This window comes from Streptomyces sp. NBC_01508 (assembly GCF_045040315.1).
Lineage (GTDB): Bacteria > Actinomycetota > Actinomycetes > Streptomycetales > Streptomycetaceae > Streptomyces.
Genome location: NZ_CP109419.1, coordinates 4,807,527 through 4,828,386 on the forward strand (window position 1 = coordinate 4,807,527; position 20,860 = coordinate 4,828,386).

General features: G+C 67.2%; 16 protein-coding genes and 2 pseudogenes. 10 read left to right on the forward strand and 8 right to left on the reverse strand.

What is annotated here, in order from left to right; all coding sequences use genetic code 11:
* Window positions 1–116 precede the first annotated feature (116 nt).
* A protein-coding gene (locus tag OG700_RS22460) for an IS5 family transposase (protein WP_405621888.1) occupies window positions 117–997 on the forward strand; the annotation gives its coding sequence in 2 pieces (ribosomal slippage) (window positions 117–477 and window positions 477–997; 882 coding nt in all).
* Between the two features lie 255 nt (window positions 998–1,252).
* The gene (locus OG700_RS22465) at window positions 1,253–1,777 is read left to right on the forward strand and encodes a hypothetical protein (RefSeq protein ID WP_405616290.1); all 525 of its coding nucleotides are present in this window, start codon (window positions 1,253–1,255) and stop codon (window positions 1,775–1,777) included.
* 15 nt (window positions 1,778–1,792) lie between these two features.
* Here OG700_RS22465 and OG700_RS22470 read toward each other — a convergent pair whose 3' ends face one another.
* Entirely contained in the window at window positions 1,793–2,014 is a 222-nt protein-coding gene (locus OG700_RS22470) for a hypothetical protein (protein ID WP_405616292.1), read from the reverse strand.
* Window positions 2,015–2,281: 267 nt separating this feature from the next.
* Here OG700_RS22470 and OG700_RS22475 point away from each other — a divergent pair, with 267 nt between their 5' ends.
* Both OG700_RS22475 and OG700_RS22480 read left to right on the forward strand, forming a co-directional pair.
* On the forward strand, window positions 2,282–2,929 hold the full coding sequence (locus OG700_RS22475; RefSeq protein ID WP_405616294.1) for a GntR family transcriptional regulator: 648 nt from the start codon (window positions 2,282–2,284) through the stop codon (window positions 2,927–2,929).
* A 132-nt stretch (window positions 2,930–3,061) separates the two neighbouring features.
* Window positions 3,062–3,835: a hypothetical protein gene (locus OG700_RS22480; protein WP_405616296.1), complete on the forward strand. Its 774-nt coding sequence runs from the start codon at window positions 3,062–3,064 to the stop codon at window positions 3,833–3,835.
* Between the two features lie 41 nt (window positions 3,836–3,876).
* Here OG700_RS22480 and OG700_RS22485 read toward each other — a convergent pair.
* Together OG700_RS22485 and OG700_RS22490 are read right to left on the reverse strand one after the other, a co-directional pair.
* A pseudogene (locus OG700_RS22485) lies at window positions 3,877–4,001 on the reverse strand (antibiotic biosynthesis monooxygenase); the annotation flags it as partial.
* Between the two features lie 89 nt (window positions 4,002–4,090).
* Window positions 4,091–4,702, reverse strand: a complete 612-nt coding sequence (locus OG700_RS22490; RefSeq protein WP_405616298.1) for a dihydrofolate reductase family protein — start codon at window positions 4,700–4,702, stop codon at window positions 4,091–4,093.
* 393 nt (window positions 4,703–5,095) lie between these two features.
* Here OG700_RS22490 and OG700_RS22495 point away from each other — a divergent pair, with 393 nt between their 5' ends.
* Window positions 5,096–8,200 (forward strand): sacsin N-terminal ATP-binding-like domain-containing protein, encoded by a 3,105-nt coding sequence (locus OG700_RS22495; protein ID WP_405616300.1) that lies wholly within the window; start codon window positions 5,096–5,098, stop codon window positions 8,198–8,200.
* Between the two features lie 143 nt (window positions 8,201–8,343).
* On the forward strand, window positions 8,344–9,198 hold the full coding sequence (locus OG700_RS22500) for a DUF5707 domain-containing protein (RefSeq protein ID WP_405616302.1): 855 nt from the start codon (window positions 8,344–8,346) through the stop codon (window positions 9,196–9,198).
* A gap of 115 nt (window positions 9,199–9,313) precedes the next feature.
* On the opposite strand, the gene OG700_RS22505 is transcribed toward OG700_RS22500, so the two are convergent.
* The gene (locus tag OG700_RS22505) at window positions 9,314–9,925 is read right to left on the reverse strand and encodes a TetR/AcrR family transcriptional regulator (protein ID WP_405616304.1); all 612 of its coding nucleotides are present in this window, start codon (window positions 9,923–9,925) and stop codon (window positions 9,314–9,316) included.
* 73 nt (window positions 9,926–9,998) lie between these two features.
* Between OG700_RS22505 and OG700_RS22510 the strand changes: the two genes are divergently transcribed.
* Window positions 9,999–11,741 (forward strand): ABC transporter ATP-binding protein, encoded by a 1,743-nt coding sequence (locus OG700_RS22510; RefSeq protein ID WP_405616306.1) that lies wholly within the window; start codon window positions 9,999–10,001, stop codon window positions 11,739–11,741.
* Window positions 11,742–11,757: 16 nt separating this feature from the next.
* Here the strand turns inward: OG700_RS22510 and OG700_RS22515 are convergent.
* Window positions 11,758–12,012: pseudogene (locus tag OG700_RS22515) on the reverse strand (cation-translocating P-type ATPase); the annotation flags it as partial.
* A 62-nt stretch (window positions 12,013–12,074) separates the two neighbouring features.
* Window positions 12,075–12,365 carry a hypothetical protein gene (locus tag OG700_RS22520; protein ID WP_405616308.1) on the reverse strand — a complete coding sequence of 97 codons (291 nt, stop codon included), beginning with the start codon at window positions 12,363–12,365 and terminating at the stop codon, window positions 12,075–12,077.
* Window positions 12,366–12,861: 496 nt separating this feature from the next.
* Between OG700_RS22520 and OG700_RS22525 the strand changes: the two genes are divergently transcribed.
* Window positions 12,862–14,925 (forward strand): hypothetical protein, encoded by a 2,064-nt coding sequence (locus tag OG700_RS22525; protein ID WP_405616310.1) that lies wholly within the window; start codon window positions 12,862–12,864, stop codon window positions 14,923–14,925.
* Between the two features lie 41 nt (window positions 14,926–14,966).
* Window positions 14,967–15,962, forward strand: a complete 996-nt coding sequence (locus OG700_RS22530; protein ID WP_405616313.1) for a hypothetical protein — start codon at window positions 14,967–14,969, stop codon at window positions 15,960–15,962.
* A gap of 378 nt (window positions 15,963–16,340) precedes the next feature.
* Here the strand turns inward: OG700_RS22530 and OG700_RS22535 are convergent, their stop codons facing one another.
* Window positions 16,341–18,794, reverse strand: a complete 2,454-nt coding sequence (locus OG700_RS22535) for an HAD-IC family P-type ATPase (RefSeq protein WP_405616315.1) — start codon at window positions 18,792–18,794, stop codon at window positions 16,341–16,343.
* Window positions 18,795–18,892: 98 nt separating this feature from the next.
* Window positions 18,893–19,192 carry a DUF2530 domain-containing protein gene (locus tag OG700_RS22540; RefSeq protein WP_405616317.1) on the reverse strand — a complete coding sequence of 100 codons (300 nt, stop codon included), beginning with the start codon at window positions 19,190–19,192 and terminating at the stop codon, window positions 18,893–18,895.
* 236 nt (window positions 19,193–19,428) lie between these two features.
* Between OG700_RS22540 and OG700_RS22545 the strand changes: the two genes are divergently transcribed.
* Window positions 19,429–20,841: an NCS2 family permease gene (locus OG700_RS22545; RefSeq protein WP_405621890.1), complete on the forward strand. Its 1,413-nt coding sequence runs from the start codon at window positions 19,429–19,431 to the stop codon at window positions 20,839–20,841.
* The last annotated feature ends 19 nt before the right edge of the window (window positions 20,842–20,860 follow it).

Genomic DNA, 20,860 nt, shown 5'->3' on the forward strand with positions numbered 1-20,860 from the left:
ATCCGGTGGCCGTCCGGCCGCCCTCCATCAGGATCACCCGGTCGGCGGTCGACGCCTAGTACCCACAAAAAGGTGGGTACTAGTGACCTACTCGACCCTTGATCGTTGGCATGTTCATGGGGCGGGGAGATCTCACGAATGCGGAATGGGTCCGGCTGAAGCCGCATCTTCCGAAGTCCAGTTGCCGGGGCGGCCGTTGGGTAAGCCACCGCAGGGTCATTAACGGGTACCTGTATCGCAACCGCACGGGGGTGCCGTGGAGGGATCTGCCTGCGCGTTTCAGCAAGTGGAAGACCGTGTACGAGCGGCACAGACGCTGGTCGGCGGACGGCACCTGGGACAGGCTCTTCGCGACCGTCCTGGCCGACGCCGACGCCGAGGGCCGCATCGACTGGTCGATGGTGAGCGTGGACTCCGCCTCCTGCCGGGCACACCAACACTCCGCTGGAGCCCGCAAGAAGCCACCTCGGGTCCCGGGAAAAGAGCCAGGCCCCGGCAGCACCGCCCCGACGAGCCACTGGGACGCTCCCGGGGCGGCTTGACGAGCAAGATCCACCTTGCCGGGGAGGGCGGGCGCCGCCCATTGGCCGTGCTGATCACGCCGGGCCAGTGGGGCGACGCACCGCAGCTCATCCCCGTCATGGAACGCATCTGGGTCGGCCGTCTCGACGGCGTGCGCCCCCGCACCCGGCCGGATCATCTCGGCGGAGACAAGGCGTACTCCTCCCGACGCAACCGCCGCTACCTGCGGCGACGCCAGATCAAGCACACCATTCCCGAGCCGAGGAACCAGCGGGCCAACCGGCAGAGCAGCGGTAGCAAGGGCGGCCGGCCCACCGGCTTCGACAAGACGATCTACAAGAGGAGGAACGAAGTTGAGCGCATGATCAACGGCCTCAAGAACTCCCGGGCCGTGGCCACCAGGTTCGACAAATGCGCTTACATCTTCCACGGCACTGTCACCGTTGCCTCGATCCGACTCTGGCTGCGTTCATGATCCGCTGGACAGGCCCTAGTGTCGGGCGACATGCGAATGTCAGTGGGCACCGACAGCTGATGTGTCAGTGACTTTCCGCCCCGCGATGCGTTGGCCAGCTCGACACGCGCACACGTCCTGACGCCCACGGCGGGACTCGTGTGGGCGACGACCTCGACTTCCGCCCGGCGTCGGGCGGTTGTCGTTCGGGCGTCGGGATGCGGTTACGCAAATCAGTTGGATCTGGCGGTCCGGACTCTGCCAGGCTGACACGCCATGACTGCTTACGAACTGTTGCTCATCGGTGGCGGTGCCGGAGTCGGAAAAACGACTGTCGCCTGGGAGGCGTCGTCAGCACTTCAGGAGAAGAGCACGGCGCACTGCTCGATCGAGGGGGACTACATGGACCAGATCCATCCCGCCCCCGCAGGTGATCCTCACCGAACCGCGATCACCGAACGGAACATCGCCGCCGTCTGGTCGAACTACGCAGCACTCGGCCATCATCGACTGCTCTACACCAACACGGTGAGCATCCTGGAAGAGCCGATGATCCGCCGGGCCATGGGCGGCCAGACAAGCAGAGTCACCTGCGTCCTGCTCACAGCTGAAGAAGCCACGGTGCGGCAGCGGCTCGCCCAACGTGAAATCGGATCCCAGCTACCCGCGCACATCGAGCGGAGCCTGCAGAAAGCGCGGCTCCTGGACGAGGCGGCTCCACCGGGCACGGTCCGTATCCCGACAGACCGCCGATCGGTTCAGGACATCGCCACACATGTACTTCAGGCGGCTGGCTGGTAGCCACAGCGCGTCACTTCATCCCTGCTGCCGTCGCTCATTCAGCGCGGCCGCCGCGGTGCTGGGGTCAAGCAGCACCGCGAACGCGGTCATGGCGATACGGATGACGTCGTCCGCGTCTGGGGCCGGGTCGGCGCTGCGGGTGCGTGCGAGCTCGGCGGCGCCTTTGGCGAGGACCTTCTCTCGGCCGGTGGCCTGCGGGTCGTTCAGCGCGCCCAGGACCTGACGCCATAGCGTCATCGCTCGCTCCAGTCCTGCGGGGCTCCTGGTCCGCGCCGACGACGGCACCGCCGTCCTGGCCGACGACGTCCGCTACGGACTCCGCCTCACCGACGCCGACGACGTCAGCACCTACTGACACACCTCATGGCAGAACCACTGACATCAGCTGTCGGAACCCACTGTCATCCTCATGTCGTCCGACACCCGGCAAGACCTCCCACGCATGCACCACTTCCGGCAACCCCACCCCTTGATGCAAGGTCACATGGACCACTGCAAGATCAGATGCAGCTTAGAGCTGACATCTGCAAGGTCAAGCCGTACCGGACAATCCCCCCGACGCGCTTCCTGATGCAGCAGTTCAACCTGTCCGACAACGCCGTCTACCGCGCCATCGGACTGCTCAAGGCGGAGGGCTACGTCCATTCGCAGCAGGGCAAGGGCGTCTTCGTCATGGACCGGCGCGCGCTCATCTCCGGTACGCGCCGCATCCTGGACGGGATCACCCAGGCTGACGAGACGATCCACCACAAGCACAGCATCCGGGTGGAGGCGCCCTCGTGGGTCGCGAGCATTCTGGGTGAGGGCGAGTGCGTGAACCGCGCACGAACGGTCAACCGGGGCGAAGTCGTCTTGCAGGCGTCCCAGTCCTGGGTTCGCCTCGATGTCGCCGAGGTCGTGCCGGAGGTGGATGAGCCGGAAGCGTGTGATCCGTCGTGGCAGGCGCTCTACCAGCAGCGCTCGGGGCAGCCGGTGACGGTCGCCTCCAAGGTCGTGGACGCCCGAATCAGCACTCCGCAGGACCGCGCCGATCTCGGTCTGGACGCCGACCATGCCCTGCTCGTCATGCGCAGCGTCTATGTCACCGGGGACACGGTGATCGGAGTGGGGGAGGGCGTCTACGCACCGGGGCACCCCTTGGCGCTCTCCTGACCTGGGGCGACGGACCCCTCTTCCGTGCCGGGACTGCCAGGATACGGAAGTGAACACCCCCTCACCATTGCCGTGCGACCCAGGTGCGTTCCTGTCTCCGGAAGAGGGAAGCTGGGGCGGTGGGGGTAGACGATGACAACAGCGCAAGCGAGCACTGACAGCAAGGGCCGACCGCCGGGCAAGGGTGGTGGCGGGCGGCCGGGGCGGGTGCGGGGTGTGGGGGTGCTGTTGATTCTGCTGTCCCTGGTACCGGCCGTGCTCTGCTACCTCGCGTTCGCCGTGTGGCTGCCCTCCGACGGGGAGCGCTACCGGGACCATCAGGCGGCCGAGCCGTGTCCCGCCCGTGCGACGGGGGCGGCTGAGCGCGACTGTGTGAGCACCTGGCAGTTCACCGTCGTGAAGACGGTCATCAAATCCGGGAAGACCTCCACCTACGAGGCGACCCTGAAGGACGAGGACTCCTGGCGGGGCGTCGTGGACTTCGGTGACCCGGGGCCGCTCCTGGAGGTGCTGAAGCCCGGCGATCGGGTCACCGCCGCTGTCTGGCGCCGCGACATCATGTCGCTCAGCATGGACGGGGTCCGGCAGAACAGCGCCGACGCGCCCCGTGACGAACTCCAGATGAACGCCGCCCTCGGCATGCTCGCCGGGCTCGTCGCGGCTCAGGGGTTCGTGTTCGGCGCGGTACGCCTTGTCAGGCCGCGCGGCTACGACCCGTTCACCTGGAAGCCGTACGGCAAGCGGCTGCTCATCACCACCACCGTCACCTGCTTCGGGGTGGGGCTCTTGGCCGTGTGGAACGGCATCGCGTGGTGGACCGTGCCCGCCGTCGGAATCCCTGTGGTGCTGTGCGTGGCGGGGCTGATGTATCACCGTCTACGGCCCCGAGCCGCAGGCGGAGTGTGACGGCGCTGCGCCGAGCGGCAGCCAGGGCGCGGTGGAGCCTGGCGGTGGAGCCTTTGCGCTGCGCGATGCTCCGCGTTGGTCTGCCACTTCGTGAGAGCGTCGGCGTCCCGGAAGGGAAGTGCCCGACGGTGATGCCCAGCCCGCCAGGAGTCCGCGCGTGGTCGATCCGCGGGAACACCCGATCAACTGTCGCGTCTCCTAACCGGATCGGCGCGGTTGGTTGATCCGCCGGGAACTTCTTGCGGCTTCACGGCTTCACGGCTTCACGTCTCGCTTCTTCGCGTACGTGAGGAAGATGGTGCCGCTCCCCAGGATCTTGCTGTCGGTCAGGGTGAAGAACGCCGGGTCGAACGGGGTCTTCTGTCCGAAAAGCGGCGTTCCCGAGCCAACCGTCATCGGCGCCAGCTTGACGATCAGTTGGTCGATCTCCGAGTAGAGCGCCCCGGCCAGAGCGCCGCCCCCGCACAGCCAGATGTCCTTGCCGTCCTCCTGCTTGAGCTCGCGCACCTTGGCCACGGGGTCCGTGGAGATGATCTCGATGGCGGGATCGGGCGCCGGCTCGGTGAGGGTTCGGGAGAAGACGAGGTGCCTCAAGTGCGGGTAGGCGTTGTCGATTCCGGCGTCCACGCCGTTCTGATATGCCCGGCGTCCCTCAAGGACGGTGTCGAAGTGGGTGCCTTCCCCGCTGATCCCGAACGCGTCCCGCGCGGGGCCGGGCAGCGTCTCCGGATATTCGGCGGCGATGTGCCGCACATAGTCCTCGCCGATGGGCCAGAAGGCGCCCGGCCCGCTGGTGGGGTCGGACCCGTCGGGGTCCGCGATGCATCCGTCGAGGCTGACGGCGATGTAGTACACGAGCTTTCGCATGCGATCTCCTGATGACGTCACCGATGCACTCTGGGTGAAGTGGTAAGGGCATAGTACTACACATGGAGTGGTATCAGTGATCTCCAGCGATCTCCAGCGATCTCCATCGGTCTTTCGAAGGAAAATGCCATGCGTCAAAACCCGGCACGAAGGACCGCCCTCCTGGATGGCGCGATCGAGGTCCTCGCCCGCGAAGGCTCGCGGGGCCTCACACTGCGCGCGGTCGACACCCAGGCCGGGGTCGATGTCCCGCGTCGGCCGACCGGGCCCCTGCCAGGGCCTTGTCCGGCGGCGATATGGCCCCGCACCCCGCCGGAGGTGTGCCGCGCGGTACGTTCAGGCCCGCACACTTACCGATACGGGGCCGGTACGCGGACAGAGTGGAGTCACAGGGTGAGCGTCACGACGACCGAGGGGGCCGACCCGTTCGGAACGGCTCGACTGCGGCGTGCGGTACTGGCCTCCTGGGGGGCAGGTCCCGCCCGCTTCCGGGAGGACGCCAACGCCGAGGAGGATCTCGCGCTCGGCGGCTACCGGGACCGCCTGATCGTCGAGCTGGCGCAGAACGCCGCCGACGCCGCCGCCCGCGCGGGCGGCCCCGGCCGGCTCCGGCTCACCCTGCGGCCGGCCACGGCGGAGGGTCCCGCCGTGCTCGTGGCCGCCAACACCGGCGCGCACCTCGACGCGGCCGGTGTTGAATCACTCAGTACGCTCCGCGCCTCCGCCAAGCGCGAGGGGCACGAGTCCGCCGTCGGGCGCTACGGCGTCGGCTTCGCCGCCGTCATCGCCGTCAGCGACGAACCGGCCGTCGTCGGCCGGCACGGTGGTGTCCGCTGGTCGCTCGCCGAGGCGCGCGAGCTGGCCCAGGAGACCGCGCAGGCGAGCCCCGGACTCGGCGACGAGCTGCGCCGCCGTGACGGCCATGTGCCGTTGCTGCGGCTGCCGTTGCCCGCCGAGGGCAGTGCCCCCGAGGGGTACGACACCGTGGTCATCCTGCCCCTGCGGGACTCGGCCGCGCTCGATCTGGTGGAGCGGCTGCTCGCCGCCGTCGACGACGCGCTGCTGCTGACCCTGCCGGGGCTTGAAGAGATCGTCGTCGAAACCCCGGACGGCGAGCGGGTGTTGAGGCGCGGCGTGCACGGGCCTTACGTGCATGTGGAGGACAGCCGGGCGGGCGGTGTGCGGCGCTGGCGGGTCGTCAGCCGGCACGGGGCCACTGACCCCGCGCTGCTCGAAGGCCGCCCCGTCGAGGAACGTCTGCGGCCCCACTGGTCGGTCACCTGGGCCGTCCCCGTGGACGACGAGGGCGCCCCGGCCCGGCCCCGTACCGCGCCCGTCGTGCACGCCCCCACGCCGACCGACGAACCCCTGGGCGTACCGGCCCTGTTGATCGCCTCGCTGCCGCTGGACACCACCCGGCGGCACCCCGCGCCCGGACCGCTCACCGACTTCCTCGTGGAGCGGGCCGCCGACGCGTACGCCGAACTGCTCGGCGAGTGGCGGCCGGTGTCCACCGGCACCATCGACCTGGTGCCGGGGCCGCTCGGCAAGGGCGAGCTGGACGGGCTGCTGCGGGCCGCGATCCTGACCCGGCTGCCGCGCGTCGCCTTCCTCGAACCGGCCGCTCCCAGCGAGGAGTTGACCGCGCTGCGGCCCTTCGAGGCGGAGGTGGTGGAGGGCGCGGGCGACGACACCGTACGCGTACTGGCCGAAGTACTGCCCACGTTGCTGCCCGCCGGGCTCGAACGGCGCACGGAGCTGCGGTCCCTGACGGTGGGCCGGCTGCCGCTCGGCGACGCCATCGAGCGCATCGGCGGCGCCGAGCGCGCCCCCGACTGGTGGCGGCGGCTGTACGAGTCGCTGGCCGGCGTCGACCCGGACCGGCTGACCGGACTGCCGGTGCCGCTCGCCGGCGGGCGTACGGCCGTCGGTCCCCGGCGGGTGCTGCTGCCGCTCGCCGACACGCCCGCCGACCTGGCCAGGCTCGGCCTGAAGGTGGCGCACCCCGACGCCGCCCACCCACTGCTGGAGAAGCTGGGCGCCCTGCCCGCGACGCCGCGCGCCGTACTGACGACCCCGGAGGTACGGGCGGCGGTCGCCGCCTCGCTGGACTCGGGGGAGATCTGGGATCAGGAACAGGGCCTGGACGCCGATGAGTTGGCCGAGACGGTCCTCGCCCTGGTACGGGACGCGGACCTGGACGCCGGTGACGAGCCGTGGCTGGCCGCGCTCGCCCTGCCCGACGAGGACGGCGAACTCGCCCCCGCCGGTGAACTCGTCCTGCCCGGCAGCCCGTTCGCCGCCGTCATGCGCGAGGACGAACTCGCCCTGTGCGACGCGGACCTGGCCGAACGCTGGGGCGAACAGCCGCTCGCCGCCTGCGGGGTGCTGGCCGGCTTCACCCTCGTACGCGCCACGGACGTCGTCCTGGACCCCGACGAACTGGAGCCGCGCGAAGGCGACTTCGCCGAACCGGACGACGCCGGTCTGCTCGACGCCGTCGACGTCTGGTGCGAGGACGTCCTGGACCGGCTGCCCGAGACGCCCGTACCGCCGGTCGCCACCGAGATCGTGGCCGTACGCGATCTTGACCTCGTGGACGACGACGCCTGGCCGCAGGCCCTCGCGCTGCTGGCCCAGCCTCCGCTGCGGGACGCGCTCACCGCGCCCGTACGCGTCCTGCTGCCCGACGGCACGACCGAGAGCGTGCGCTCGTACACCGCCTGGTGGCTGCGCGACCACCCCGTGCTCGACGGGCGCCGGCCGGCCGGACTGCGCGCGGCGGGCGGCGATCCGCTGCTGGCCGGGCTCTACGACTCCGTGGACGCCTCCGGCTTCGAGGACGCGCAGGTGCTGCGCGCCCTGGGCGTACGGACATCGGTCGCCGCCCTGCTCGACGAACCGGGCGGCGCGGCCGAGCTGTTGACCCGGCTGGCCGACCCGGACCGCGAGGTGACGGCCCGTCAACTGCACGCCCTCTACACGGCGGTCGCCGACCTCGACCCCGAACAGGTCACGCTGCCGGACGAGTTGCGCGCGGTCGTGGACGGCGAGGTGCGGATCGTGGACGCGGCGGATGCCGTGATCGCCGACGCGCCCGACCTGCTGCCGCTGGCCGCCGGACTGCCGCTGCTGCCGGTGGCCCCGGCGCGCGCCGCCGACCTCGCGGAGCTGTTGCAGGTCGGCCGGCTCTCCGAGCGCGTCACGGCGGAGGTGGCGACGGAGGGCGAGGAGTACGAGGTCCCCGAGTCCGTCCGCGTACTGCTCGGCGCCGGCACGCCGGACACCTATCTGGAGCACGAGCAACTGCTGGCGGGCGGCGTGGAGTTGGACTGGCGGCGCACGCCCGACGGCACGGTCCACGCGGCCACGGTGGAGGGCGTCGCCGCCGGGCTGGCGTGGGCGGCGGGGCAGTGGCCGCGCCGCTTCGAGGTGGCCGCGCTGCTGGAGGACGCGTCGCGTACGCAGGAGCTGGCGCGGGACCGCTGGTTCGACTGAGGGTGTGCCCGGTGGTTCGGCTGGGTGTGTGTCCAGACACGAGGTGTGATCTTCACGAAAGTCGCACCTTGTGTACAACCATTCCCTCCTGACTCTCGTCTGTACAGGTGAGCCAATGGGCTCACTGACAAATGGGGAATTGCATGCGAATCCGTGCCACTGTTGCCGTCGCGACCGGTGCCCTGGCTCTCTCCGCCCTCGCCGTGCCGGCCGCCCAGGCCGCTCCTGCGGGCGACCGTCCCGGCGTGCCGTCCTACGGCTCCGCCACCCACCAGGGCTCCGCCGCCGCGCCGAAGGGCAACGCCCGGGCGGCAGCCGAGGAACCGGTCATCAGCAAGGCCGTCGTGAACGGTGGCAAGCCCATCGTCGTCGGCACCACCGCGGCCAAGAAGGTCAAGGTCTCGATCACCGCGTCGCACCCGTCCGGCATCGCCGACGCCGACGCGATCATCTGGACCGGCTCCAGCGTGGACGACCCGGACTCCTTCGGCTTCGGGGCGGTCGACGCCTTCAACTGCGTGGCGGCGAGCGCCACCACCTCCACCTGCACGCAGAACATCGAGATCGACCCGCTGTGGCTCATCAACAGCGACGCCAAGACCTGGAACGTCGGCGCGTGGGTGCTCTCGAACGACTCCTACAGCAAGCAGAGTGACAAGTTCGCCAAGACGAGCCTCCAGCGGCTGTCCAAGGTGACCGTCAACGCCGCTCCCGAGCCGGTGAAGAAGGGCAAGACGATCACGGCCACGGGCAAGCTGTCCCGTGCCAACTGGGAGACGGGCACCTACAAGGGCTACGCCACCCAGTCCGTGAAGCTCCAGTTCCGTAAGAAGACCAGCAGCACCTACAGCACGGTCAAGACGGTCAAGACCTCCACCACCGGCGCCCTGAAGACCACCACCAAGGCCACGGTGGACGGCTTCTGGCGCTGGAACTTCGGCGGCACGACCACCACCCCGGCGGTCATCGCGGCCGGCGACTTCGTCGACGTGAAGTGACCTGATCCGACCGACCTGACCGACCTGAGCTTCACGGCTCGACCGGTTGTTCGTACGAAGGACCCCGCGCACACCATGCGCGGGGTCCTTCGCCGTCTCTGCGCGAGTTGAGGGCCTACGGCGTGGCCGCCTTGCGCAGCGTCCGCAGGCACAGGGTCAGCGCCTCGTGTTTCGTGGAGCCCTGGCGGCTGCGCTCCCAGGCGGCGTAGAGCAGCGCCCACAGCACCTCGGCGATCCACTGCGCGTCCAGCTCCGTGTCGAACTCGCCCTTCGCCTGGCCGCGTTCGACGAGCCGGACCAGGGCGCGATCGGCGTCGGTGTCCTCCTCCCAGCCCTCCCAGTTCCACGCCGCCGACAGCGAGTCGTCGAAGACGAGGCTCAACGCGTCCCCGAGTTCGAACAGTTCCTGACACAGCCGCTCAAGGGCGTCGAGCGCGGCGCCGCTCTCCACGCGGGCCCGCTCCGTGGCGGCGGCGACCTTCTCCAGGACGTCGGCGCCGAGGGCGCGCACCAGGTCGGAGCGTTCCGGGAAGTAGCGGTGCACGGTCGTGCGGCCGACGCCCGCCGCGGTGGCCACGTCGCCGAGAGAGGCCCCGGAGTTCTTGGCCAGCACGGAGGTGGCGGCGTCGAGGATGGCGCGTCTGGTGCGGCCACGGGCGCCCCCGGACCCGCTCCCGCCCCCGGGCCTGCTCCCGGTGCCCGTGCTGCTGTTCGCGACGGTGTTCATGGCCGTACCGTAGCGCGGTTCCGTAAGGGAAATTGTTTGACCGTTATGGAACATTCATGTTCCACTCTGAAGTATGTTCAATCCAGACAGCCTGCGGATCCTGTGGTCCTTCGCCCGCCCGCACCGACGGGCGCTCGGCGGTGGCCTGCTCCTGGCCCTCGCCGCGTCCGCGATGGGCCTTGCCACGCCGATGGTGACCAAGCAGGTCCTGGACGCGCTCGGGGACGGTGCCTCGCTGCGCGGCCCCGTGCTCATCCTGCTGGGCCTGCTCCTCGTCGGGGCGGTGCTCTACTGCGCCGAGTGGATCCTCATCGGGACGGTCGGCGAGCGCGTGGTCCTGGCGGCCCGGGAGTCGATGGTGCGGCGGTTCCTCCGCGCCGCGGTGCCCGCGATCGCCAAGCGGCCGACGGGCGAACTCGTCACACGGACGGTGTCCGACACGCTGCTGCTGCGCGAGGCGGCCTCGTCCAGCGTGACCGGGCTGATCAACAGCGTGGTCATGCTGGTCGGCACACTGGTCCTGATGGCCGTACTCGACCCGGTGCTGCTCGGCACGACCGTCGCGGCGGTCCTGATCGTGATCGTCCTCTTCGCCGTTCTGATGCCCGCCATCGCCAAGGCACAGGAGCGGGCGCAGGAACACGTCGGCCGGGTCGGCGCCGTCCTGGAGGGCACCCTGCGGGCGATCCGCACCGTCAAGGCGAGCGGCGCCGAGGACCGGCAGGGGGAGCTGATCGCGAAGGACGCACGCGCCGCGGCGCGCCACGGCATCCGGGCCGTCCGCCTGGAGGCCACGGCGTGGACCGTCGCCTGGACCGGCGTCCAGCTCGCGGTCATCCTCATCCTCGCGGTCGGCGCCTGGCGGGTCGGCGAGGGCCGGCTGGAGGTCTCCAGCCTGATCGCCTTCCTGCTGTACGCCTTCGGCCTCATGGAGCCGGTCACCGAACTGTCGCAGAACCTCACCGCGCTCCAGTCCGGCATCGCCGCCGCCGAGCGGATCAAGTCGGTGGAGCAGTTGCCGATCGAGGACGACGAGCCGCGGACCGCGGTGCCCGACAGGCGTACGAGCGGGCCGGTGATCCAGGTGCGCGGGGTCACCGCGGCGTACGGGCCGGATCAGGAACCGGCCGTGCGCGGGCTCGACCTGGAGCTGCCGCGCCAGGGGCACGTGGCCGTCGTCGGGCCGTCCGGAGCGGGCAAGACCACCCTCTTCTCCCTCCTCCTGCGTTTCCTGGAGCCCCAGGAGGGCGAACTGCTCCTGGACGGCGTCCCGTACGAACGGCACGGCTACGCCGCGGTCCGCTCCCGCCTCGCCTACGTGGAGCAGGACACCCCGGTCGTGCCCGGCACCCTGCGGGACAACCTGGTCCACTCCCGCCCCGACGCCGGAGAGGACGAGATGCACCAGGTGCTCGCCGACGTGAAGCTCGCCCAGAAGGTGGCGGCGCTGCCGGAGGGCCTGGACACGGAGCTGTCGGCGGCCGCCGTGTCGGGCGGCGAGCGGCAGCGGATCGCACTGGCGCGGGCGTTGCTGCGCCGCCCCGACGTACTGCTCCTCGACGAGGCGACGGCTCAACTCGACGCGCTCACCGAGGCGGCGGTGCACGAGTGCGTCCGGCGGCGGGCGCGCGAGGGCACGGTGGTGACCATCGCGCACCGGCTGTCCACCGTGGTCGACGCGGACACGATCGTGGTCATGGAGTCGGGCCGGATCCGCGCCCGGGGCACCCACGAGGAACTGCTCGCGCGGGACCTGCTCTACCGCGAACTGGTCGCGGCCCTGCGCATGGCGGACGAGGTCCCGACGACCGCCTGACGAGGGCGCCGGGCGAGGTGTACGGGCGGGCGATGATGGCCAGTACCCACATCGAGATCAGGAACAGTGTCAGCGTCGCCGCGCTCGTCTCGGCGGACAGCGCGCCCGGGCCGCTGTCGTGCGCGCGGGCCAGAAGATACGTCGTGAACGTCGCGGCGGCGGCGATGATGCCGCTGGGGATCGAGTAACGCATCACCCTGCGGACGAAGTTGGGCCTGGCGCGCTCCTTGTTCGGTGCCAGCGCCAGGAAGAACGCCGGGATGCCGATCGTGGTGGCGGGGAACCGCGCGGTCGGCGGCTCCTGCGAGAGATGTCGGTGGTGTCCAGGAACAGTCAGTCTTCGTCGAGCATGCCCTTGAGGTAGCCGGCGGCAGCGGCCAGGAACTCTTCGCGGGCCTTCTTGCAGTCGTACCAGCGTGGGTCCTGGCCGTCGCCCCAATGCAGGGCCGAAACGCGCTCCACGAGAGCACGGGCCTCTTTGGCAGGGCCAACGCCTTCGAGGTCGATCACGTTGAATGCGGCCCGTGTGGCGAGGTAAGCCGAGTCGACAGCGGCCACAGCCGCGACCTCGTCCGGCTCTCCGTCCGGCGTCTTGAACCGGCCGTCGCCACGGTGCCACGCCACTTGGGTCTCGGCGCACCACCGGGGTCCGGCCGCGCTGGGACCAGGTCTTCACCCGCGGTGGCATCATGGAGAGGCTGGCTTCGTCCTCGCTCAATCTCGGCAGTGATGCGGGCACCTGCGACCGCAGAGATCGCCCGCCGCCCGCCGCCCACGCGTGACGCCATCGCTGGACCGAGCGGACACTGACCCGCAGATCCCTGGCGATCGATGTGCTGCCTGAAGCCGCAACTTCTCGCACCTGTCCCGCCGTTCGTCGGTCAACCCACCACCCTGTGGATAGCTCATCCTCCGGTGATACCGCAGGCAGGCACCAACCGACAGCCCCTATGACTTCACCAGCTCAATCTCAGGAGTCCGACGTGGGGACAGGCAGTGGCCCGATGCATGACATGCTAGGGGGATGCAACTCTCCTTTGCTGATGCTGTGACCCCTGAGCCAACACCTGCAGAGGGCGAAGGCCCATTCAACCTAGAACGTCGATTCGACGCCCCCTTCGTGGCTGCGCTCGCGATGCGAGAGAAGCAAGTCCAGCAAACGTATCGACCGATCATCAGCATCCATAAATGGTTCGCTCGACGCCCAGGAAGCGTGTTTCGCAGTTTGATTCTTTCTGAATTTGCAGGGAAAGATCTTCAGGAAGCGTACTGGGAGGGAAATAGCTTCGATGGGCTAGTTGCCGATCCATTTATGGGTGGCGGAACGACAATTTTTGAGTCTTTGCGTGTGGGCGCGAGCGTTGTGGGCTGTGACGTTAGTCCGATGGCTTACTGGCTGGTGCGGCAGGCCGTGGACCCGATTAACATCGAGGAATTCCGGAAGGCCGGTCTACAGGTCTTTGACGAGCTGAATTCTCGAATTGGAGAATTCTACAAGACGGCCTGCAAATTCTGCGATAGCGAAGCGGATGTCAAATATTTCATCTGGGTCAAGACTTGCAAATGCCCAAAATGTAATGGTCAAGTATCTTTGTTCCCTGGCTATCGGGTGGCTGAATCTGTTCGCCATCCGAAAGAGGTATTTACTTGCCCCGCCTGCGACATCTTGCAGGAATTCGAAAAGGATGACACAAAAGCGTGCTCCAAGTGTGGGCTCGGCCTAGCTCGGGGGAACACGCGGCGCGGCAAGGCGGTTTGCCTGGAATGCGGGCACGAGTTTGCTCACTTGAAGGAGCTTGACTCCCCCCCACAGCATCGTCTTTTCGCGATTGAGTATCGGTGCTCCCATTGTTACTCAAGCCGGCCTGGCCGTCAGTTCAAGAGCCCGGACTCGAATGACCACCTGAAGCTTAAACATGCCGAGGATCGTCAAGAAAGTTCAAGGGTTTCAAGTCTGATTCCCGAGGATTCAATTCCCAAGGGTGACGAAACGAATCGTCTGCATAGGTGGGGATATGGGCAATATCGAGAGCTGTTTAGCAGCCGACAGCAGCTTGGCCTTAGCATCCTGGCTGATATCATCGGGAAAATTGAAAGCCAGCGAATGAGGCATGCTCTGGCAACAGTTTTCAGCGATTTTTTGCGTTATCAGAATCTCCTCTGTCGCTACGACACCTATGCATTGAAATGCCAAGACATTTTCTCAGTACACGGTTATCCGGTCGGGCTTGTTGCGTGCGAGAATAATATTCCCGGAATTCCAGGAGTCGGATCTGGATCGTTCATTCATTTTGTGGAAAAATTCGCAAAGGCGAAGAAGTATGCGCAGGCGCCTTATGAGACGCTGAAGAATCGCGGAGCCAAGAAAATTGTGCCGACGCGAGGGGAGTCCATCGAGGCGACGCTGGTATCAGAGGAACCACATCCTGCTGACAGGTCCGCTTGGCTAAATTGCTCTCCCTCTCAAGTTCTAGAGTTGCAGGAGGGAAGTCTGGACGCTGTTTTCACAGACCCACCGTACTTCGACAATGTTCAGTATGCAGAGCTGATGGACTTCTGCTTTATCTGGTTGCGCAAAATCCTTGCTGAGGATGTTGAGTCTTTTCGTCGCGAATCAACGCGGACGGAATTTGAGCTGACTGGTAACCGCACTATGGGGCGTGGGCTCGATAATTTCACTAGTGGACTGAGTGAGGTATTCGTCCAGATGTCCAGGGCAATGAAGCGGGATGCCCCATTCGCTTTCACCTATCATCACAACGACGCTTCGGCGTATGTGCCACTGGTTGTTGCGATGTTGGATGCCGGATTCACATGCACAGCGGTCCTGCCCGCGCCGGCAGAGATGGCCGCCTCTCTGCACATCGCAGGAACCAACTCCTCAATTCTCGACTCAATCTTTGTGTGCAGGAAGAGAGAGTTTGTGGCTTCCGTCTTGTCCGTTCCGATTCCTCAGAAATCCGTTTCAGATGCAGTGGGTCGAGACGTTGCAAGCATGAAGGAGGTCGGGTATGAATGTACGGCTGGCGACGTTGCCTGCTTGCGAGCTGGGCACGTGGCTGGAGAAGCCGTCCGTGTACTCGCAACGGCGGAGTGGAATTCTAGTGCATCCGTGGATGAGCGAATGAACTTGGTGCGGGCGACTGTTGATCTTATCCTGAGCGGAAATTTGGGGGTTCAGTGAACACTGTGCGGCCTTACCAACTCGAACAGCTCCCTACGGGAGTGGCTCTTGAAGAACTAGTCGCGGTCACATTCGGCGATCTAACTAGCCAATTTATGAACATGCCCAGAGGAACTTCCTTCGTAGAGTATGAAGAGTTTCGTTCAGGGTATGAGGCGCTTCGAATGTCCACCCGCGGATTTGTGACCTTTGATGTTGATTCTTGCTGGCGTGCAATAGTCGAGGATTCGCGCGCTTTTCTGGCCCTTCGCGCGATCTTGGGAGTTACTCCACCGGAATGGAGTGACCTTACCCGAGAGTGGACCGATGAAAGAATCCCTATTGGGGTGGCCCGTCGTTTCGATGGTGCCGCTAAGAAGGATCCTAGTTATTTTGCGGGTTGTTCGCGACTTGTCACGAAACGCGTTCAAGCAATGCTTGAAGCTGCCTGTACTGTACTTCAACGTGGGGTTGAAGAGGTACCTGACGGCGCCATTAATCGCCTCGACAAAATTGATACTCGGGAAGGTATTCCTAGTATCTCTTACAGTGCTGAGAATCACGTCCCATACGCGGTGTTGCTCTATGAGCGATACCTTGGACGTCCCTTCGCTGGCCACCGTGATGCCGTCTCGGAGAGTGTCGGAGACGTCATGGAAAGCGCAATCGAGTCTCTCCTGACAGGCCATCGGATTCCCTTCAGGAAGACGAAGCGCGCGGAACGCGTTCGAGGGTTTGACCAGGCACCTGATTTTATCATCCCCGATGAGTTCTCTCCTCGAATTGTTATTGAGGCCAAAATTACTGGGGACGATGGAACCGCCCGAGACAAGGTATCCAGGATTCTGCGTCTGGGGCAAATGAGAGATGGCGCAATTCGAGAAGGGAAAGAGCCTTGGCAGCTGATCGCATGCATTGATGGCCGAGGTTTTGGGGTTCGTAAACAAGATATGAGGGATCTCCTTGCGGTAACGTGTGGGAAGGTTTTTACCCTCAATACGCTGGAGGGGCTCGTTCCGTTTACGGACTTGTCTAACTTCGTTCCGCCGGCCCCGTGAGCAAGAACCGTTACCTGCGGCTCGCCAATTTGCTGAGTGTCAGCTGACTGGAAGGTCAGGTTCTCGTGGACTCACTGAAGCATTTTTCAACCTGCCGACGGGATTTGGCAGTTCGGCTGACAATGTAGTGAAGCCCCTGGTAAATGGGTTTTCGACCAAGAGAACCATCTCCACCAGAGGCTTCGCATGCTTGTCCACCCGTCCGGCGTCGACGTGCCCAGCCCCACCCTTCGCTTCCTGACTCAGCAGTTGCGGCCGCATCGCCGCAGACCGGCCCCTCCACGCTGGGAAACACAAGAAGCACGGGAGAGGTGCAGGTCTTTCGCCGATCCCTTCGGGCGGCTGCTGTGGGCCTCACCGGCCGGCTTCCCCGTCCGCCTACACCGTGAACCTCCGGTCCACCACCCGCCACGCCACTTCCAGCAGTACCCCGCCCACGGCCGCGATCGTCACCGCCGTCCACGGCATCGTCGTGCCCACCAGCTTCAGCGCGAAGAAGTCCTGGAGCGTCGGGACGACCAGGACCACCAGGAAGCAGAAGGCCATCGCCACCACCAGGCCCACGCGCCACCAGGTGTACGGGCGGGCGATGATCGCCAGTACCCACATCGAGATCAGGAACAGCGTCAGCGTCGCCGCGCTCGTCTCGGCGGACAGGGAGCCCGGGCCGCTGTAGTGCGCGCGGGCCAGGAGGTAGGTCGTGAACGTCGTGGCGGCGGCGATGACGCCGCTGGGGATCGAGTAACGCATCACCCTGCGGACGAAATTGGGCTTGGCGCGCTCCTTGTTGGGTGCCAGGGCCAGGAAGAACGCCGGGACGCCGATCGTCAGTGTGGAGATCAGCGTCAGATGCCGGGGCAGGAACGGGTACTCCACCTGCGTGCACACCACCAGGATGGCCAGCAGCACCGAGTAGACCGTCTTCGTCAGGAACAGTGTCGCGACGCGTGTGATGTTGCCGATGACGCGGCGGCCCTCGGCCACCACCGAAGGCAGCGTGGCGAAGCTGTTGTTGAGGAGCACGATCTGGGCGACCGCCCGCGTCGCCTCCGACCCCGACCCCATCGCGACGCCGATGTCGGCGTCCTTCAGCGCGAGGACGTCGTTCACCCCGTCGCCGGTCATCGCGACCGTGTGGCCGTGCGACTGCAACGCGCCCACCATCTCCCGCTTCTGCTGCGGGCTGACCCGGCCGAAGACTGCGGCCGAGTCGAGCGCCCGCGCCATCTCGTCGCGGTCGTCCGGGAGTTGGCGCGCGTCCACCGTGCGCTCCGCGCCCGGCAGCCCGAGCTTCGCGGCCACCGCGCCGACCGAGACCGCGTTGTCGCCGGAGATCACCTTCGCCGCCACGTCCTGGTCGGCGAAGTACGTGAGGGTCTCGGCGGCGTCGGGGCGCAGCCGCTGTTCCAGTACGACGAGGGCCGTCGGGACCGCGCCGGCCGTCACGTCGGGGGCGTCGAGCGTGACGGCGCCGTCGACGCGGGTCAGCAGGAGCACCCGCAGGCCCTGCTCGTTGAGGGTGTCGATCCCGTCGAGGGTGGGATCACCGGCGGGCAGCAGGATGTCGGGCGCGCCGAGCAGCCAGCTCGTGGGTCCGCCCTCCCGCTCGAACGTCGCGCCGCTGTACTTGCGGGCCGACGAGAACGGCAGCGCCGCCGTGGCGCGCCACCCCGAGTCGTCCGGATACGCGTCGATGATCGCCTGGAGGCTGGCGTTGGGCCGGGGATCGGACGCGCCGAGGGCGCCGAGCACCGTGCGTACGTACGCCTCGTCCGCGCCGCCCAGCGGCCGGAGTTCGGTGATGTCCATGCCGCCCTCGGTGAGCGTGCCCGTCTTGTCGAGGCAGACGACGTCGACGCGGGCCAGCCCCTCGATCGCCGGCAACTCCTGGACGAGGCACTGCTTGCGGCCGAGCCGGATGACGCCGATCGCGAAGGCGACCGAGGTCAGCAGGACCAGGCCCTCCGGGATCATCGGGACGATGCCGCCGATGGTCCGGGCGATGGAGCCCTTGACGTTGGTGTCCTTGACGACGAGCTGACTGATGATCAGGCCAATCGCCGTCGGGACCATCATCCAGGTCACGTACTTGAGGATCGTGCTGATGCCGGTGCGCAGTTCGGACTGGACGAGGGTGAACCGCGAGGCCTCCTCGGCGAGTTGGGCCGCGTACGCCTCCCGCCCCACCTTCGTCGCCCGGAACGCGCCGCCGCCCGCGACCACGAAGCTGCCCGACATCACCGTGTCGCCGGGGCGCTTGAGTACCGGGTCGGCCTCACCGGTGAGCAGCGACTCGTCGACCTCCAGATTGTCGGCCTCGACGATCTCGCCGTCCACGACGACCTTGTCGCCGGGGCCGAGTTCGACGATGTCGCCGAGGACGATCTCGGAGGTGGAGATCCCGGCCGCGACACCGTCCCGCCGTACGACCGGCTTGGCCTCGCCGATGACGGCCAGACCGTCGAGCGTCCGCTTGGCGCGCAGCTCCTGGATGATGCCGATGCCGGTGTTCGCGATGATGACGAACCCGAAGAGGCTGTCCTGGATCGGCGCGACGAACAGCACGATCGCCCAGAGCACACCGATGAGCGCGTTGAACCGGGTGAAGACGTTGGCGCGGACGATCTCGACGGTGGAGCGGCTGCTGCGGACGGGAACGTCGTTGACCTCGCCCCGCGCGACCCGCTCGGCGACCTGCGCGGCACTCAGCCCGGTGACGTGGGCGGCCGACGCGGGCAGCTCCATCGGGTGGACGGGGTCGAGTTCCGCGCCCGCGTCGATGGAGGGGCCGCGTGGCTCGCCGCCGGTGTCGATCTTCGCCCGCTGAGTCATGGGGTCGACGTTACGGCCGTACCGGGGCGTTCACCCGCCGAGGAGCCCGAAGATCCGACCGAGGGACGAGAGGCGTGGGCACAAGTCGTCCCACGGCACTACGGCGTGGGGTCCTCGGGGGGGCCAGCGCCCGCGGCCGGTTCCGCGGCCGGTTCCGTGGCCGCGCGCTTGATCGCGGCCTCGCGCCTGCGGACGTACCAGATGCCGATCAGCCCGAGCCCGGCACCGGCCAGACAGGTCCACACCCACCACAGGTGCCCGTGGTCGTCGAACCAGCCGTAGAAGGGGAGCTGCACGAGGAAGAGGACGAACCAGATGACGGTGCCGCCGACGATGGTCGGGACGACCGGCCCCTCCAGGGGCTCGGGTGCCTCATGCGTCGGGGTCCATTTGGCCATGGCGTCAGTCTATGCGGCGGTCCGTCGAGTAGCGGTGGGGCGGGAACGTAGGGCTCGGGTACGGCTCCGGGTACGGCTCCACGCAGGGCTCTACGCGCGGAGATAGCGATCACCGGCCCATCTGTTCATACTGAAACGGTTTTACGAATGGCCCATTCCGCATGGCCGATTCCATTCGTTCGAACGCCCACCGATCACGACGCCTTGACGACTGACGACTGAGGTTGCGCATGCCCGTGCAGGACAAGGTCCCCGCCCCGGTCGCCATCGACCGCTTCTTCAAGATCTCGGAGCGCGGTTCCACCGTCGCCCGCGAGGTGCGCGGAGGCTTCGCCACCTTCTTCGCGATGGCCTACATCATCGTGCTGAACCCGATCATCCTCGGCAGCGCGAAGGACATGCACGACAACTACCTCAACAGCGGCCAGCTGGTCACCGCCACCGTGCTGACCGCGGCCTTCTCCACCCTCCTGATGGGCGTCATCGGCAATGTGCCGATCGCGCTCGCCGCCGGGCTCGGCGTCAACTCGATCGTCGCGCTCCAGCTCGCCCCGCGGATGAGCTGGCCCGACGCGATGGGCATGGTCGTCCTGGCCGGTTTCCTGGTGATGCTGCTGGTCGCGACCGGGCTGCGGGAACGGGTGATGAACGCCGTACCGACCAGCCTGCGCAAGGGCATCGCCATCGGTATCGGCCTCTTCATCATGCTGATCGGCCTGGTCGACTCCGGCTTCGTGTCCCGTGTCCCGGACAAGCGCGAGACCACCGTGCCGCTCCAGCTCGGCCTGGACGGCCACCTCAACGGCTGGCCCGTACTGGTCTTCGTGCTCGGCGCGCTGCTGACGATGGCGCTGATCGTGCGGAAGGTGTCCGGCGCGATCCTGATCTCGATCGTGACGATGACGCTCGTCGCGCTCGTCGTCGAGGCGGTCGCCAACGTGCCGAGCTGGGGTCTGACCACCCCGAAGTGGCCGGGCAGCCCCGTGGACACGCCGGACTTCGGGCTGGTCGGCGAGCTGAGTCTCTTCGGCGGCTTCGAGAAGGTCGGCATCCTCACCGGGTGCCTCTTCGTCTTCACCGTGCTGCTGTCCACGTTCTTCGACGCGATGGGCACGATCCTCGGCGTCGGCGACGAGGCGAAGCTGATGGACGAGAAGGGCCGGCTGCCCGGTATCAACCGGGTGCTGTTCGTGGACGGCATCGCCGTCGCGGCCGGCGGCGCGACCTCGTCCTCCGCCAGCACCTGCTTCGTGGAGTCCACGGCGGGTGTCGGCGAAGGGGCGAGGACCGGACTGGCGTCCGTCGTGACGGGCACGCTCTTCTCGCTGGCGCTGTTCCTCACGCCGATCGCGACGATGGTCCCGTCCCAGGCGGCGACGCCCGCGCTGCTGGCGGTCGGCTTCCTGATCCTCGCCGGGTCGGTCAAGGACATCGACTGGAGCGACTTCACCGTCGCCGTACCCGCGTTCCTGGCGATGGTGATGATGCCGTTCACGTACTCGATCACCAACGGCATCGGCATCGGCTTCATCTCCTTCAGCCTGCTGCGGCTGGCGGCGGGGCGGGGCCGCGAGGTGCCGGTGGCGATGTACGCCGTGTCGGCCGTGTTCGTCTTCTACTACGCGATGCCGGCGCTGGGTCTGACCTGACCCTGATCTGATCTCACCT

Excerpts from the sequence above, each read along its gene's own strand:
- OG700_RS22505 (WP_405616304.1), bottom strand. The coding sequence starts at position 9,925 with ATGAACACCGTCGCGAACAGCAGCACGGGCACCGGGAGCAGGCCCGGG.
- OG700_RS22465 (WP_405616290.1), top strand. The coding sequence starts at position 1,253 with ATGACTGCTTACGAACTGTTGCTCATCGGTGGCGGTGCCGGAGTCGGA.
- OG700_RS22540 (WP_405616317.1), bottom strand. The coding sequence starts at position 19,192 with ATGGCCAAATGGACCCCGACGCATGAGGCACCCGAGCCCCTGGAGGGG.
- OG700_RS22535 (WP_405616315.1), bottom strand. The coding sequence starts at position 18,794 with ATGACTCAGCGGGCGAAGATCGACACCGGCGGCGAGCCACGCGGCCCC.
- OG700_RS22470 (WP_405616292.1), bottom strand. The coding sequence starts at position 2,014 with ATGACGCTATGGCGTCAGGTCCTGGGCGCGCTGAACGACCCGCAGGCC.
- OG700_RS22500 (WP_405616302.1), top strand. The coding sequence starts at position 8,344 with ATGCGAATCCGTGCCACTGTTGCCGTCGCGACCGGTGCCCTGGCTCTC.
- OG700_RS22475 (WP_405616294.1), top strand. The coding sequence starts at position 2,282 with ATGCAGCTTAGAGCTGACATCTGCAAGGTCAAGCCGTACCGGACAATC.
- OG700_RS22490 (WP_405616298.1), bottom strand. The coding sequence starts at position 4,702 with ATGCGAAAGCTCGTGTACTACATCGCCGTCAGCCTCGACGGATGCATC.
- OG700_RS22480 (WP_405616296.1), top strand. The coding sequence starts at position 3,062 with ATGACAACAGCGCAAGCGAGCACTGACAGCAAGGGCCGACCGCCGGGC.
- OG700_RS22510 (WP_405616306.1), top strand. The coding sequence starts at position 9,999 with ATGTTCAATCCAGACAGCCTGCGGATCCTGTGGTCCTTCGCCCGCCCG.